The 14,846-nt window shown below is 48.1% G+C and carries 12 protein-coding genes; 6 read left to right on the top strand and 6 right to left on the bottom strand.

Features of this window, described 5'->3' with window-relative positions:
* Positions 1–2 precede the first annotated feature (2 nt).
* Entirely contained in the window at positions 3–1,352 is a 1,350-nt protein-coding gene (locus IEY24_RS00060) for an HTTM domain-containing protein (protein WP_188927453.1), read from the top strand.
* Complete coding sequence (locus tag IEY24_RS00055; protein ID WP_188927451.1) at positions 1,333–3,753, top strand: TonB-dependent receptor; 2,421 nt, start codon at positions 1,333–1,335, stop codon at positions 3,751–3,753. Before IEY24_RS00060 ends, IEY24_RS00055 begins: the two co-directional genes overlap by 20 nt.
* A gap of 10 nt (positions 3,754–3,763) precedes the next feature.
* On the opposite strand, the gene IEY24_RS00050 is transcribed toward IEY24_RS00055, so the two are convergent.
* The 4 genes from IEY24_RS00050 to IEY24_RS00035 are packed head-to-tail and all read right to left on the bottom strand — an operon-like array spanning position 3,764 to position 6,209.
* Positions 3,764–4,150, bottom strand: a complete 387-nt coding sequence (locus IEY24_RS00050) for a VOC family protein (RefSeq protein WP_188927449.1) — start codon at positions 4,148–4,150, stop codon at positions 3,764–3,766.
* A 36-nt stretch (positions 4,151–4,186) separates the two neighbouring features.
* The gene (locus IEY24_RS00045) at positions 4,187–4,882 is read right to left on the bottom strand and encodes a hypothetical protein (RefSeq protein ID WP_188927447.1); all 696 of its coding nucleotides are present in this window, start codon (positions 4,880–4,882) and stop codon (positions 4,187–4,189) included.
* Complete coding sequence (locus IEY24_RS00040) at positions 4,879–5,646, bottom strand: LVIVD repeat-containing protein (protein WP_188927445.1); 768 nt, start codon at positions 5,644–5,646, stop codon at positions 4,879–4,881. The genes IEY24_RS00045 and IEY24_RS00040 overlap by 4 nt, the downstream gene beginning before the upstream one ends.
* A 23-nt stretch (positions 5,647–5,669) precedes the next feature.
* On the bottom strand, positions 5,670–6,209 hold the full coding sequence (locus tag IEY24_RS00035) for an LVIVD repeat-containing protein (protein ID WP_229221023.1): 540 nt from the start codon (positions 6,207–6,209) through the stop codon (positions 5,670–5,672).
* Positions 6,210–6,372: 163 nt separating this feature from the next.
* Here IEY24_RS00035 and IEY24_RS00030 point away from each other — a divergent pair, with 163 nt between their 5' ends.
* The 4 genes from IEY24_RS00030 (at position 6,373) to IEY24_RS00015 (ending at position 11,833) form a co-directional block, all read left to right on the top strand.
* Positions 6,373–7,359, top strand: a complete 987-nt coding sequence (locus tag IEY24_RS00030) for a c-type cytochrome (protein ID WP_188927443.1) — start codon at positions 6,373–6,375, stop codon at positions 7,357–7,359.
* A gap of 555 nt (positions 7,360–7,914) precedes the next feature.
* Positions 7,915–8,235: a hypothetical protein gene (locus IEY24_RS00025; protein ID WP_188927441.1), complete on the top strand. Its 321-nt coding sequence runs from the start codon at positions 7,915–7,917 to the stop codon at positions 8,233–8,235.
* An 879-nt stretch (positions 8,236–9,114) separates the two neighbouring features.
* Complete coding sequence (locus IEY24_RS00020; RefSeq protein ID WP_188927439.1) at positions 9,115–9,831, top strand: LuxR C-terminal-related transcriptional regulator; 717 nt, start codon at positions 9,115–9,117, stop codon at positions 9,829–9,831.
* A gap of 157 nt (positions 9,832–9,988) precedes the next feature.
* Positions 9,989–11,833: a YjbH domain-containing protein gene (locus tag IEY24_RS00015; protein ID WP_229221020.1), complete on the top strand. Its 1,845-nt coding sequence runs from the start codon at positions 9,989–9,991 to the stop codon at positions 11,831–11,833.
* A 45-nt stretch (positions 11,834–11,878) separates the two neighbouring features.
* Here the strand turns inward: IEY24_RS00015 and IEY24_RS00010 are convergent, their stop codons facing one another.
* Together IEY24_RS00010 and IEY24_RS00005 are read right to left on the bottom strand one after the other, a co-directional pair.
* Positions 11,879–13,957, bottom strand: a complete 2,079-nt coding sequence (locus tag IEY24_RS00010) for a right-handed parallel beta-helix repeat-containing protein (protein ID WP_188927436.1) — start codon at positions 13,955–13,957, stop codon at positions 11,879–11,881.
* A 457-nt stretch (positions 13,958–14,414) separates the two neighbouring features.
* A partial coding sequence (locus IEY24_RS00005; RefSeq protein WP_188927434.1) for a T9SS type A sorting domain-containing protein occupies positions 14,415–14,846 on the bottom strand: 432 nt, incomplete at its 5' end.

The raw sequence follows: 14,846 nt of genomic DNA, 5'->3' as shown, positions 1-14,846 counted from the left end.
CCATGCGGGCATATCTGCAAAAATATACCTCGGCGGCTCCCCTGGCCGTGTTCAGGGCCATTTTCGGCCTGATGCTGGCGATCAGCACAGGCCGTTTTGTGGCTTTGGGGTGGGTCAAAGAGCTCTATATCAACCCGCGGTTTTTCTTCCCGTTCTATGGTTTTGAATTCGTAAGGCCGCTGGGTGAATGGACTTACCTGCTGTTTGCGATTTGTGGCATTTCCGCATTGCTGGTCGCTATTGGCTGGCATTACAGGATGGCTTCGGTCGCACTTTTCCTGAGCTTCACCTACATTGAATTCATCGACAAAAGCACATACCTGAACCACTACTATTTTGTGAGCCTGCTTTGTTTCATGCTCCTATTTTTACCAGCAAACACCCTGTTTTCAATTGATTCACGCCAAAATCAAGCATTGCGTGCGGGGCAAATCCCTGCCTGGTGCCTGGATAGCATCCGGCTCATCGTGTGCATGCTGTATTTCTACGCCGGCATTGCCAAGCTCAACAGCGACTGGCTTTTGGAAGCACTACCCATGAAAATATGGTTACCTGCTAAAAATGACACGCTGCTCATCGGTACGTTGTTCAACCATTTGGAGACGGCTTACATTTTTAGCTGGATTGGATGCATTTATGACCTGAGCGTAGGATTTTTGCTCTGGAACGGCCGGACAAGACCCTTTGCCTACGCCTCGGTAGTGGTGTTTCATTTGCTGACGTCTCTGCTTTTCCCGATCGGCATGTTTCCCTATATCATGATCGTGACCGCATTGGTATTTTTTCCGGCGGAATTCCATCAGAAAATCATTGACCGTGCTGGTCGTTTGCTTGCATTACCTGCTGAGACCATCAAGCCTATTGCACCTTACCGGTTTCCCGCATGGCTTCAACCGATCGTTTACGCAGTTTTTGCGCTGTTTTTTGTATTCCAAATCACTTTTCCTTTCCGGTACCTGCTTTATTCCGACGAGCTTTTCTGGACCGAGGAAGGTTACCGGTTTTCATGGAGGGTTATGTTGATGGAAAAAGCAGGTTACACACAGTTTACCGTCACAGATGCCACTGGAAGACGACAGGTTGTAAACAATAACGATTTTCTCACGCATTTGCAGGAAAAAATGATGTCGACCCAGCCTGACATGATCCTGCAATACGCGCATATGCTGCGCGACCACTACGCTGCACGCGGCTTCACACGCCCTCATGTGTATGTAGATTCGTATGTAGCCCTCAACGGGCGCACCGGCAAACCATTGATTGCCCCAGATGTCGATTTGGCGCAACAAACCGACTCCTTCCGACACAAATCCTGGATTACCCCATTTGACAATGAAATTAAAGGTCTTTAAATTTTTACCCCTCCTGCTGCTGTTTGGCAGTTTTTCTCTGGCGCAGACCAGTCTGTCGGGCCGCATCTTTTCCAAGTCTGATACGACCGCTATTGCGGGTTGCACCATCTTTCTGAATGAAAGCCTCACCACAGTAACAGACCAGCAGGGCAGGTTCGTCTTCACCTCGGTGCCAAACGGGAATTATACCTTGCAAACCACGCTGTCGGGCTACCGGATCGAGAAAAAACATTTCAATGCCCGCGGCAAGGACCTGCGATTCGATATTTATCTGAGCTCTTCGGAGCAAAACCTTGACGAGCTAACCGTAAAAGAAAAAGCGGCGGATTTTGGTTTCTCGCGGCTACGCGGTGTGGAGAGTATGGGGATCTACGAAGGTAAAAAATCGGAGGTGATCACCCCCGAGCAACTGGTGGCCAATTTATCGACCAACAATGCGCGGCAGGTCTACTCGCGAGTGGCCGGGCTGAATATATGGGAGAATGACGGAGGCGGTTTGCAGCTCAGTATCGGCGGGCGTGGCCTGGACCCCAACCGGACGGCCAACTTCAATGTACGTCAGAATGGCCACGATATCAGCGCCGATGCGCTAGGTTATCCCGAAAGCTATTACACACCACCTATCGAAGCTGTCGGCAAGATCCAGATCGTGCGCGGGGCGGCTTCACTGCAGTACGGCACACAGTTTGGCGGGCTGATCAATTTTATCATGAAAAAACCGGTGCAGGATCGCAAAATGGAGGTGGTAGCGCGGCAAAGTGTGGGCTCTTTTGGGTTTTACAATGCATTTACCAGCGCCAGCGGCACAGTAGGCAAGCTGAGCTACTACACTTTTTTCCAATACAAAAGAGCCGACGGCTGGCGTGCGAATTCGCGGTTCAACAACTACACTTTTTATTCCGACCTTGACTATAAGCTCTCCGACAAAACCAGCATAGGCCTCGATATCACACACATGCATTACCTGGCCAAGCAACCCGGCGGGCTCACCGACGCAATGTTTGCCGACGATCCGCGCCAGACTAACCGCGAACGAAACTGGTTTGAGGTAAACTGGAACATGGCCGCCCTGCATTTCGACCATCGTTTCAATGCAGGTAATGAATTCAACCTGCGCGTTTTTGGCCTGGCAGCCAACCGGTATTCGCTGGGTTTCCGGCCCAACCGGGTGGCTACCATCGATGACAACGGAGAGCGCGATCTGATCAAAGGCGATTTCACCAACTGGGGCGCCGAAGCGCGTTACCTGAAAAGGTATTCGATTGCCAAGAAAATGTCGGTAATGCTCCTTGGGGGGCGCTACTATTATGGCTATAACCACAACTTGCAGGGACTTGGCAGCAAAGCAAAGGACGCTGATTTTACATTTGTGGAGCCCGACAGGTTTATCACCTACGACTACCGATTCCCCAACCGCAACATTTCTCTTTTCGCAGAAAACATCTTCTACCTCAACGACAAGCTCTCCATTACTCCTGGCTTGCGATTTGAATACATTAAAACCACCGCAGACGGCTACTATGGCAACATTTCGCGCGACCTTGCTGAGAATGTGATCAACATTTCCCGAACCGACGAATACCGCACCAATGCACGCCATTTCCTGCTTGCCGGCATCGGAATCGGTTATAAGCCTGCTGAAAAAGTCGAGCTTTACGGCAACATATCACAAAACTACCGCTCGATCACTTTCAGCGACATGCGCATTGCCAACCCATCCTCGGTCATAGACCCGAATTTAAAGGATGAAAAAGGGTACTCGATCGATATCGGCGTGCGCAGCCACCAGACCTCGCTGTTCAATTATGATGTTAGCCTGTTTTACCTCAACTACGATAACCGGATCGGCGAGGTGCAGTTTTATGACGAAAGCAACCGCGTGCTGCGTCTGAGAAGCAATGTCGGCCAAGCCATTATCATGGGGATTGAATCCTATGCAGAAGCTGACTTCATCAGGCTCGCCCGGCCGGAGCATAACGATTGGAGTGGCGTCCTGTTTGGAAATGTCGCGCTGATCAAATCCGAATATAATCATAGCGAGATCCCGGGCGTGCAGGGTAACCAGGTCGAATTTGTACCCAAACTCAACCTAAAAACCGGCTTGCGGCTCGGCTATAAGAAATTAAAGGGTTCTTTTCAGCTTACGCACCTGACTAACCAGTTTTCGGAAGCCACTAATGCTGTGGATGGCGGCGTATCCTCGGTGGTCGGCCTTATCCCGGCTTACAAGATCATGGACGTGAGCCTGTCCTACGAATGGAAGCGCTTCCGGCTCGAAGGCAGCGCTAACAACCTGACCAACGAAATGTACTTCACCCGCCGGGCAACAGGGTATCCCGGCCCGGGTATTTTGCCATCCGACGGGCGGGGCTTTTACCTGACATTACAGGTTAAAATCTAAGCCGGCAAAACTATTCGACCGGCGCTGAATGCAGTGCGATACGGTTCCCTTCCGAATCGATGAATGCGGCCATATAGCCGTATTCGGGGCTGATCTGCGTTTTGGGAACGGTAACTTTCCCACCTGCGGTGGCTACCCGGTCGAGCACGATCTGCACGTCCGGGTTTGCATTCAGATAAATCAACGGCCCATCGGTGGCGGAAGGTTTGTGAAACCCGCCGCTGTATACGAGCGCCCCGCCTACCCCGGTAGCCATATTGTCGATGGGGAACATCCGCATTTTAAGGTTCGGCGCGTCTAGCGGAATGAATTTAATCTCAAAAATCGACTCGTAAAAAGCGGTAGCACGATCTAGGTCGGCGGTTGGTATTTCAAACCAGCTGATGGCATTGTCCATAGTTGTCCGATGTTTAGGGATTGAATGGTAATGTAGTCAATCTCTGCGGTATTTCCCCAAAACAATCCCCAAATGGAAGCCTAGGACTGCGCTGGGACGAGTTTCGCTCTTCTCCGGATCAAGGTCTTCCCAGTTATCATGAATTCTAAGAACCTGTGAGTCGGGGATTCCCGGCGAATGTGAGGTGGCGAAAATGTGGCGGAACCCCAGGCCGGCAAAAAGATCAAACGTGAACCGGCTTGGCGTAATGAACTGCCAGCCGAAGCGCGCATGCCCGGCCAGAACGTTCTTATCGACCCGGACGTTCTGGTTTTGAAAAAAACTGCATGGGCCAAATGGACCACTGCAATCCCTGCCCGCCCATTGACTGTCGCGGTAAACGACTTTTTTGTACAAAATCTCGGGTCCAAAGTAAGCACGCATCCTGCGTCTTTCCACAAAATACCACCTCAAATGCGTGCGGGTTTTAAAAATCTGCTTGTCTGGCCGGTCATCATCGCTATACCAAGTACTGAAAGAGGAGTTTCCATAGCCCAAATCTTCCTGTAACGCGAAAACCCCGTCACCCAAAGGCACTTCCACCCCGAACTGAACGGTATTGTCGAAGTCGAACATCGGCAGCGGCGAATACTTAATGATCACGTGCCGCTTGGCGGTTTCGACGTCGAACTGGGCAAAGCAATTGTAAAAGGGATACAAGAGTGTAAGTATTGCAATGAGCGTGCTTCTCATAGAACGGGAATTTTGCTCAGGTACTCGATGCTGTCCGACTCATCGAACTTATACTGGTAGAGGCCTTCCTTGCCTGTAACGATCAACTGATTGTTTCGCACGATCACATCATATGAGGGCACTTCCTGAAAAAAATGTTTCTGGATCGGCACTTTACGGTCGGTAATATCCATCACGCGGAGTCCTTTATCACCTTCACAAACAAAAAGTTTGTTACCCGACACGCCCAACCCGTAAGGGGTATCCATTCGCTGGCTATTGACCATTTGAGGTTTGGTCGGATCGCTAATATCGACCACATCCAGCGAGCTGAAAGAACCGCCCGGCCGGCAGTTTACGCCCGCCCTCAATGTCACGTAGGCATACTGGCCCTGCACCACTACGGGATCACAGGAAAGCACATGGGTGTATTTCGATAAAAGGACCGGATCGTTCGGCGTGCTATTGTTATAAATATACATTCCGTCCGTAGCCCCTATGAACAGGCTCTTCTGATAGGGGAAGATTGTTTCAATCCCCACCCCCAGGTTCTTTGTGACCGCCTTGGCGGGGCTTCCACCTTGGTTGATATCGTAGACTTCCAAGGATTGTTTTGAAACTATATAGAGCGTGTTGCCTGTGATCGCAAACCGCGCCATTGACCCGCCTGTGCCGGTCTGCGGGCTGGGTGCAGAGTCAGACGCTCCGTCATCGCAGCTATTAAGCAAAAGCATCAGACCCACAGCGGCAAGTCCGAGAAATAAAAGGGGTATCAACTTTTTCATAGCTAAAAGATGTCTGTTAATGATTACCTGTAACATTTGGGCTGCTTCTCCATCTCGACCTTTTCCCAATCCACTATCACTCCTTTCTTCTCATCGGCGCATTCAAAATAAACCCCCAGCAAAGGCGGATAGTTATGTACGGGAATAGCGTCCGGAATGACCTTGGTCACCTTAGGAGCCTTAGGATCAGCAATGTCAATAACAAGAAGGTTCGAGTGGTTGTCCGCATACAGCCAGTTATCCTTGACTGCGATATCGTAGTTACCAATAATCGAGACAAATGAAAGGTTTTCGGGCTTTTTCGGATCGGCATTGTCAATGATGTGAATGCCTTTACCGAGCTCATTAATAAAAAGGTAACGGTCGAAAGTATAGATCTTGCCGGGCTTTCTCAGCGACTGGGCGGCCAACACCTCTACCTTCGAAATATCCTCCGGGTTTTTGTAGACCGGCCGGTAGCCTGTGCCATCGAACTTCACATTGCCGATAAAGGGTTCGGAGTCCCGGTAATAGCACGAGACCATCAACAGCACCAGGCAGCTTACAAGTAAGGTTCTTTTCATGGCAGGAATCTGGATTGAATTTCAGTTTTAGACACCATGTTGCATTTAAACGTTGCATTCGCTTCACCGAATTTCACTAAATAACTAAGTATTTGGACTTTAAGGGAATTATTGTACCTTATCAACAATCCTCATATTCACCATCTACTATCACCCCTCTGTTATGAAAAAGCTACTCAAAATCGTGGGCGTCCTGCTTCTTGTAATCATTTTGGCGGCCGCTGCTGCCGCTACCTATGTCAAGACTGCCCTTCCCGATGTGGGCGAGGCCCCTGTGCTTTCGATTGAAAAAACACCTGAGCGTATCGAACGCGGCAAGTACCTTGCCAATCACATTGCGGTTTGCGTGGATTGCCACAGCACACGCGACTGGTCGCGGTTTTCCGCTCCGCTTGCCGCCGGCAATTTTGGAGGAGGAGGCGAGCTTTTCAGCCGCGATATGGGTTTCCCGGGCAAGTTTTACGCCAGAAATATCACGCCCTACGGCATCGGCGAATGGACGGACGGGGAGGTCTTCCGCGCCATCACCACCGGCACCAGTAAGGATGGCCGCGCATTATTCCCAATTATGCCTTACCTGAACTACGGCCAACTCGACCAGGAAGATATCTACTGCTTGATTTCCTATATACGCACCTTAGCGCCCGTAAAGCATGACATTGAAGCGCCGGAATACGACTTTCCGGTCAATATCCTGATTAACACGATGCCTACGAAAGCCAATCTCTCCAAACGGCCTTCTGAAACTGACCAGGTCGCCTATGGCCGCTATGTGGCCACGGCCGCAAGCTGCGTGGAATGCCATAGTAAACGCGAAAAGGGTGAAAAGGTACCGGGAACCGAATTTGGCGGCGGAATGGAATTTATTATGCCCAACGGCATTACTACCTCGGCAAACATTTCTCCCGACAAAGCTAACGGTATCGGTTCATGGACGGCTGACGCATTCGTACAACGTTTCAAACCCTATGCCGATTCCGCTTATCAGCCACATAAGGTAGGGGCCAAAGAGATGAATACGCCTATGCCATGGACCATGTATGCGGGAATGAAAGAAAGTGATTTGAGAGCGATTTTTGCATATCTGCAAACTGTGAAACCGCAAAGCAACAAGGTGGTCAAGTTCCGGCCCCAATATTCGGCCGACTAAGCCGGGAGATCCTGAAAACAAAGCGGGGGCTTCGCATTACGCAAACGCCCCCTTTTCTATCGTTGAGTAAAATCACAAGCAAAATAGTGACCTAATTCGTATAATAAGTAAAATTCATATGACATTCTACAAGTTAATTATCGACCGGCTACCTCTGTAATACTCGTTAACGACGCGTCCACACCAGGAAAGCAGTGTAGGTTGACAGCGCTAAACTTTTAACTACGCAGCGAGGGCGACGGAATAAAAAACGATACGAATAAATTTGATGGCACATTTCGAACAGTCACTATATACCGGATCGTTCTACACCTCCAATAACAGAAGTAGCTGACTTCAAACGGGTTGTGGCGTATTCAACCGCTAAATAAATAGTCTATTATTTTATTTAACGCACCTGGGACTGCAAGTCTCTTCAAGTAACTGTGTGTAAGCTATTTCAAGTCAATCCGTCCCTATTGACGCTGCCGGCAACAGCGGTGTGGGTTGCTTGCAAGGCAATAAAATCATAAAATTGTTAACTGGTTACGCTATACAAGCCTCTTATCCTTTATCATGAAACCTTCTAACATATTTGCCTACGCTGAACTGTCGAAATTCTCCGACGGCCTGGATAACGACGATTGCCGGTCGACGCTTCTGAAATTGCACGCTTACTTCCATGTGATACCAGCCAAAATGTTTTCGGAGCAACTTGCTTTGGAGTGGGAAGAAATATACAAAAACGTAACCCGGCACGGTCCGTTGTTGGATGAAGAGGGTCGTATTATCGTCAATTCGGTTAAGAACACGATCAGTCAGATGCAGAAAAATGAATGTTTCGACCTGGTCAGGCAAATCAGGTTACTCAGAGAAAAAGTGGCCGCTGAATTTTAGCTTAAATAAGGTTTGTTTTTGCTGTCTGAATGTCTCAATGGACCATCGCAATGCTGTGTTTTGATAAATTCGGCGAAGCCAATGCAGCGTCGGACAGCCACGTATATAGATCAACTACGGCTTTAATCATCAAACGTATATACATTAGAGTAACTGCCTCATGTTGCTACTTTTCAATGTAATCTCCCCCCACACACGCCCAAAACTTTCCTGACAAGACCCACAATCGCGCATCTACACAGCCCGCAAGCCGAGCCAACAAACATGAAATTATCCAATTAATTTATATAACTAATCGAACAATTATTGATAAAGTCGCATAATATTACAATTAATGGCTTGCTATAATAAACTTTGTTTAATAGCTTCAACCACAAATATTCTATGCCTTGGCTTGTATTTGGCCGATCAACTAAATCGACCGCAGCCAAAATCACAACCAGGTTCAAAAACTGGCAACGCCAATTAACCCCGCACACTCAAATCTTGACAAGCCCGCTTTGGAATCATATCAAAGTGAATTTTACTCAACGTTAATCTTTCGAATAGATGCTACTAACAACCACTTTCGCAAACCGGCCGAAACGGTCAGTTTCTCAAACAAACCTCGGCAAACATGTCTCATCTGGCGAACTAGCCCGTGGGACAGCGCACTTCCGACGATAACCTACCGGCTAAATATCGTCCGCTGATTGACACTCCGCCCAGTTAGTCGGAACAAAATCCGTGAGATAATTCTATGACCGTATCGAAGAATAACGGCCTTTCCAACGTCTTTGCGCTTGTTTAAACATTGTCAGCCATCTCTGGTTATCTAAAAATAATTGTATCCATTGGCAAGCGGCTCCGAAACCCGTTTGCCATTAACATCCTCCTGTCATGAAAATTGCACTGATCGATAGTCATCGAATCTTCACCGAAACCTTAAAAGAAAACCTCTTGAAAGCGATGCCCGGGCTAGAAAATATAAATATTTACAGCTCTATCGAAGCCTTCATCACACGTCAAAGCGAAGAAACCGCGCCGCTGGTCATTACTGAGCTCGTTTTCAATGGCCGGTATGACAAAGGTGTAGATTTGATTTTTTCCTCCGGGCCAAAAGCCGACGTAATCATTTTAACCTCTATGAGCGATGAATGGCGGATTAGAAGCTATATGAACCTGGGCGCGAAAGCTTTCCTTACAAAGACCTGTCCGTTTCAGGAACTATTGGACGCCATCGTGCAGGTACAAAAAGGAAATCTGTTCTTGTCGCAGGACATTCAGGATATGCTGTGGGCCGGAATAACAGCTGGCGGGCCGTCCCTGGATAACCTGTCAAGTATCGAGCGGGCAATCTTGGAAGGTTTATCGCGCGACGAGCCATTCAAAACGATCGCCAAACACCTGAATATTTCGATGATCGAGCTTAAATACCACCGGAGAATGCTTATGGAAAGATTCAGTCTCAAACATTTTGCAGATCTTTCGGCCATTGCCAAAAAGCCAGGTGGTTTGAACGTCGGTGCATCCCAGAGCTACGTCCGCCAAAAGGGAAAAAAAATGCCGGGTGCTGACCTCCGGCGCAAAAAAAGGGCTATATCGCAAAATGGATAGGTATTTGTAGAAGTATTTTCGCATACATATAGAGTAAATATTATATACATTGCGAATGTATTTGATTCACTCCACCATCATTTTCACACTTATGGGCTTCAAGCAGCGAACGTCTCGTCCTCGCCCCTACACATCAGCTAAACTTCATTGGGGACAATTGTTGAAAACTGCCGTTCTTCTTCCACTTCTTGTTCTTATTAGTCCTTTTTGCGATGCACAGACCACGATTTTTGGCAAGACTGGCCTGATCTATGTCCCTACCGCAACACGGACCGACGACGGCACATTTCAATTTGGCTATCACTACAACCCAATCCGTTATGGATTTCGTTACAAAGATCGGAATTCCGAAAGTATCAGCTTCATCAACCTCACCATCCTTCCTAGGCTAGAAGTCAATGTGAATCTGCTGCAATACAACAATCACAAAAACCTGGATCAGAAAGGCATCGGCGACAGGCAACTCGATATTAAGTATCTAATTCTTACGGAAACGTCCAGGAGGCCTGCCCTCGCGGCTATTATCTCCCCCCCTTTCGGCATAAACAGTTCGGTATCTGCCGATGTGCTTGTAGCCACGAAAACGTTCAAATTAGCACCAAGAGTATTCGCAGAAGTAACTGCTGGCATCGGTAGCCCCTATTTCTTCCAGCGCGGCAATAAGGTCAACAACGACATTTTTGCAGATATGAAACTTGGAAAGAAAAAAAATCTAACCTATCAGTATCTGTCAGGCCCGGTCGGAGGGGTTAATCTTCGGCTGGAGCGGCGGGCTGGGCTTATGCTTGAATGGGATAGCCAACAGTTCAACATGGGCATTTACGGCCGGCTCTTCAAACGCTGGACTGTGCAGGCCGGCTTGCTGAATTTTGACCAGATTACCTTCGGGACGTCCTACGCGTTGAACTTACGCCAAAGCGCTGTTAGCAGCCAAAATCGTACGGATGAAGATGCGGTTGAACCGGAAACCGATTTGTCTGGCCCTTCCGAACGGAACAAAGTGCTGGAAAACTTCGAGAACATAACCCGCGACAGTTCCGGTACTAAAATTGCTTACGAACAAAGACTTTACAGAAACCCTTATCGGGCTATAAAGCAAATTTCCCTGGCGTTACCAGACTCGGGCATCCAGGAATACATTCCCATGTTTCAGGGTGTTCCAATCGGAGCCTACCGGCCTGGCCGGTCCGCTAAATTTCGCAACCTAGCAGGTCAAGAATTGAACGTTTCCGATTTCCCGCTAACGAAATACAAGCTGGACTTCTGGCTGCAACCCGTATTTGCCGCCAATTTCGGCTACAAGGAAAAACCCATCCAGAGTAATGCGAGTCTCCTGCTTCAAACGCAATTCTTCTTGGCAAAGGGCCTGGCATTCAACACCGGCATATTGTTCCCCATCACAAACGACCTCGATAATCGCCCTAAGAAAATACGCCTGGCTCCTACCTATTTAAATCAGTTTCTGGCGTTTGGGCAAAACTTTGTCAGTGCGTCGGCGGGTTATTTTTATGACGACCAATATGGTGTCAACCTGCAATACCGTCATCAAAACTTTACCAACCCCTGGTCATTCGGGCTGCAAAGCGGCATTACCGGGCTCTATTATTGGGCAGAAAAGGGCATTTACTATGAGAAAATGGACAATATGCTCCTGCTGGCCGATGTCGCCTATCGCCTTCCCTACCACAATATAACCATGCAGCTTTCGGGAGGCAGGTACCTTGCAGGCGACAACGGGGCAAGGCTAGACCTGATCCGGCAGTTCACCAACGTCGAGGTTGGCTTCTACATCATGAAAACGAGCTACGGAACCACCGCTGGCTTCAATTTCGCCGTTCCGATTCCCCCCGGCAAGATTATTCAGGGAAAAAGGGTAAGACTGAGAACGAACGACGAATTCCGCTGGGAGTATGCGTATACGCGTGGGTATCGCATTGGCGAGCGGTATCGGACCGGGTATCAGTTGGATCAGAAATTGAGGCAGTATTATCCGAATAACTAAAGAAAGCCGGGCTCGAATAACCCGGCTTTAACATTATCTAAATCCTCAATTCATTTTTATATAAGCGCTCCCCGCATCATTCAATCGGTACCCGACACTAGTTCCTGCTTTTAAGGTGTCCTTTACCCCGTCGTGTGAAACGGTTGCATTTCTCGCGCTACTGTTTTTGACCGTAATCTCCTTGGTATTCCACGAAATGGCAGGCGGAAGTTTTATGGTTGGCGCATTTGCTGTGATAATTATGGTTTCTTCATAGCCGACGACCTGGTAATCAGCATGCACCTCTTTTATCAGCGTTGAACCACTTCTGCCATAAAAATCATCGATATTCTTGAAAACAGTTTGAGTCTGCTTGACATCGCTGCTATAACGCCTGTAAACCGTTGCTGTGTCATTTGCCAAAATGTTTGAAACGGTAATATTTCCGGTGAGTTTTGTTGCCTGGAATGCAGCTGCCTTTGTGAGGGTCAAGACTGCTCCGGACGCGAAAGTTATGACTGTTCCCTGAGGAAATACTCCGGGAAGAGGTGAAATCGAAACAGTTTTATCACTGCCAGAAGTTACTGCTGATGTAGCTCTAACGTTTACATAATTGTAAATAAGAAACGGGTTTGAACACCTGATTGCACTGTTCCCTGTGATGACGAGATTCTTAGGAACACCGCTACTGTAAGCGCCCGTAAACATGGGAAATTGACATTGGGTAAAGGTATTCTGACTAATAGTCGACGGGAACAAGTTATATCCTGCTATGCCTACCAGACAATCGGAAAAACTATTACCTGAAACCACCTGACCTTCAGAGAGCCCATTGACGTTGTTCGGCGGACTTGATATTCCCGAATTGATGCCCCGGATATTGTTGTCGGAAATTACACCGAACTGGCTCGCGTAAACCCTGATCGCATAATTCGAAGCCCCATTGAATACACCTGAGGTAACACCGCCCGGCCCCCTGAACTTATTACCGCTGATGGTGAAATTCGTAACGGCCTCAACGTATAGCCCATTAACGACAGAGCTTAACAGCACATCGTTGTTCAGAAAAGAAATCGAACGTGGAGGTATTACCTTTCGGCCACCACCCGTAGATCCCAGCCCTCCGGCAAGCGCGCTCATAACGTTGGTCGCGGCCGCATTTGCACTTGCATCAAAGGTGTTGTTGCTGACCCGGACACGCCGCGATCCCGAAATAATCTGAACGTACGCGTATACATTCAAGGCGCATGATTTGAACGAATTTGATTCGATGCTGATGTCCTCAGAATAGTCCTCAATATGCACGGGTTCCTTATCGTACCTCTCAAAAAAGCAATTTTTCACCTTGGCCGATTTAACGTTCGCAAAACCTACAGCAAACAACCTACCGTTAGAAAATCTGCAATTGTCAACGCTCACACTCGAAAACGAGCCGTTCGGACTGTTGAATTCTAAGTCTGTCGATGTATTTGAATCGAACATACAGTTACTTACTGTTACATTCTTCACGACAGCTGTCGATGCGTTGGTCATGAATAGTCCATAGGATGTCTGCATGATTGAACAGCTGTCGATCGTGACGTTCTCGGAAACACCAGCATTGTTAACGCCCATTTGAAAGGCGTGGCAATAGAAGTTCGCATATCGGGCCCGGTTTCCGTTAATTTTCAGGTTTCGGAAAGTGAAACCCTTGAATGACTGAACCATGAAGAAGACAAACGGACGATCGACAATCCGGTTAATTTCCAAATTACTGATAGTAACATTGTCACCGATGTTGCTGGCGAAAGAGGTGTACACTGGCGTGGTCGTATCGAGATTCAAAACCGTTCCTGCTTCTCCATACATATTTACACCGGCTGCCAGGGCCAACGAAGCTTTCAGTTTCAGGTAGTAGACTCCTTTCGGCAAGAACAGTGATTGCGACTTTTTGCCAACATAGGCAACAGCTCTTGCGATAGCTGAATAATCGTCTGTGGTGCCGTCTCCCTTTGCTCCAAACCATTTTGCATTAACAGCCCCCCGGATAACCCGCAAATATCGCCTGCTGCCGGAACGGATCACCATGGCAGAATCGTCCACAGAGGAAACATCCGTGGCGCTGTAACGAAATAAGCCTTCTTTGCCATCATCTGTGATATGCACGGTCCTGGCAGTGTCTGCCTGGCCTGCTCTGAGTTCCGACACGGAAAGGTAAGGTATCCGGCTGGCCGGGGTTTGAGCAAATGTAGAGATCGTAAAGAGGGTGAAATAAAAAGCAAATAACTTTCTCATAATTCATTTTAGTTGAGTATCAAAGAAACCAGGGGCGTTCCACTTCCACGGTTTGCTTTTCATTCTTACAAGGAAGACTCTGAGAGTCTAGCCGACGCAAATGTCTCGTTCGTTGTTATTGCAACGATCAGAGCCCTTTCGTATTTTATATAAAACAATCGTGCTGATAGATGCATTGGGCCGCACCATCAACAAATGACCCGTTGCCATGCCAACCAAAGGTTAACGCGGCAACGGGTCAGCACTATTTGTACACTATCCCTTACGGACTTCCTTAGTCATAGGATAGTCAATAAAGCATCAGACTATCAGATCTTTATAAACTATCTTATTTTAACAGTATGACTCGTTTCGTTTTAATTTTTCCGGATGTTTTCAGTACAACTATATACACACCGTCTGTGTAAGCACTTAGGTCTACCCATTGCTGGTAGCGTTCACCGACTCCTGCTATTTTCTGCTTCCACACAATGTCACCTTTAAGATTTACAATCGACAATTCACCGCTCTCGTTCACAGGTAGCATCAAACTGATTAACACCTTGCCGCTGGTCGGGTTTGGTGCAACGGTAAATAAACCTTCTTCGACATCTGCCTGAACAGAGAGGGAATCAGCCGCCAGTCTCGCAGAAGAGCTGCACGTCAGGGCTCTGGGCCCTCCCGTCACATTAAAGGTGGAACCTTTCACCCGCACGTTCAATTGATGGGCCACGCCATCTTTCAAAGCCGTGGGTATCGGTATGGTAAATCCATAATTACC

Source organism: Dyadobacter endophyticus (genome assembly GCF_014641595.1).
Taxonomy (GTDB): Bacteria; Bacteroidota; Bacteroidia; order Cytophagales; family Spirosomataceae; genus Dyadobacter; species Dyadobacter endophyticus.
The sequence above is the reverse complement of the archived record's forward strand: the minus strand, read 5'-3'. Positions and strand labels throughout refer to the sequence as shown.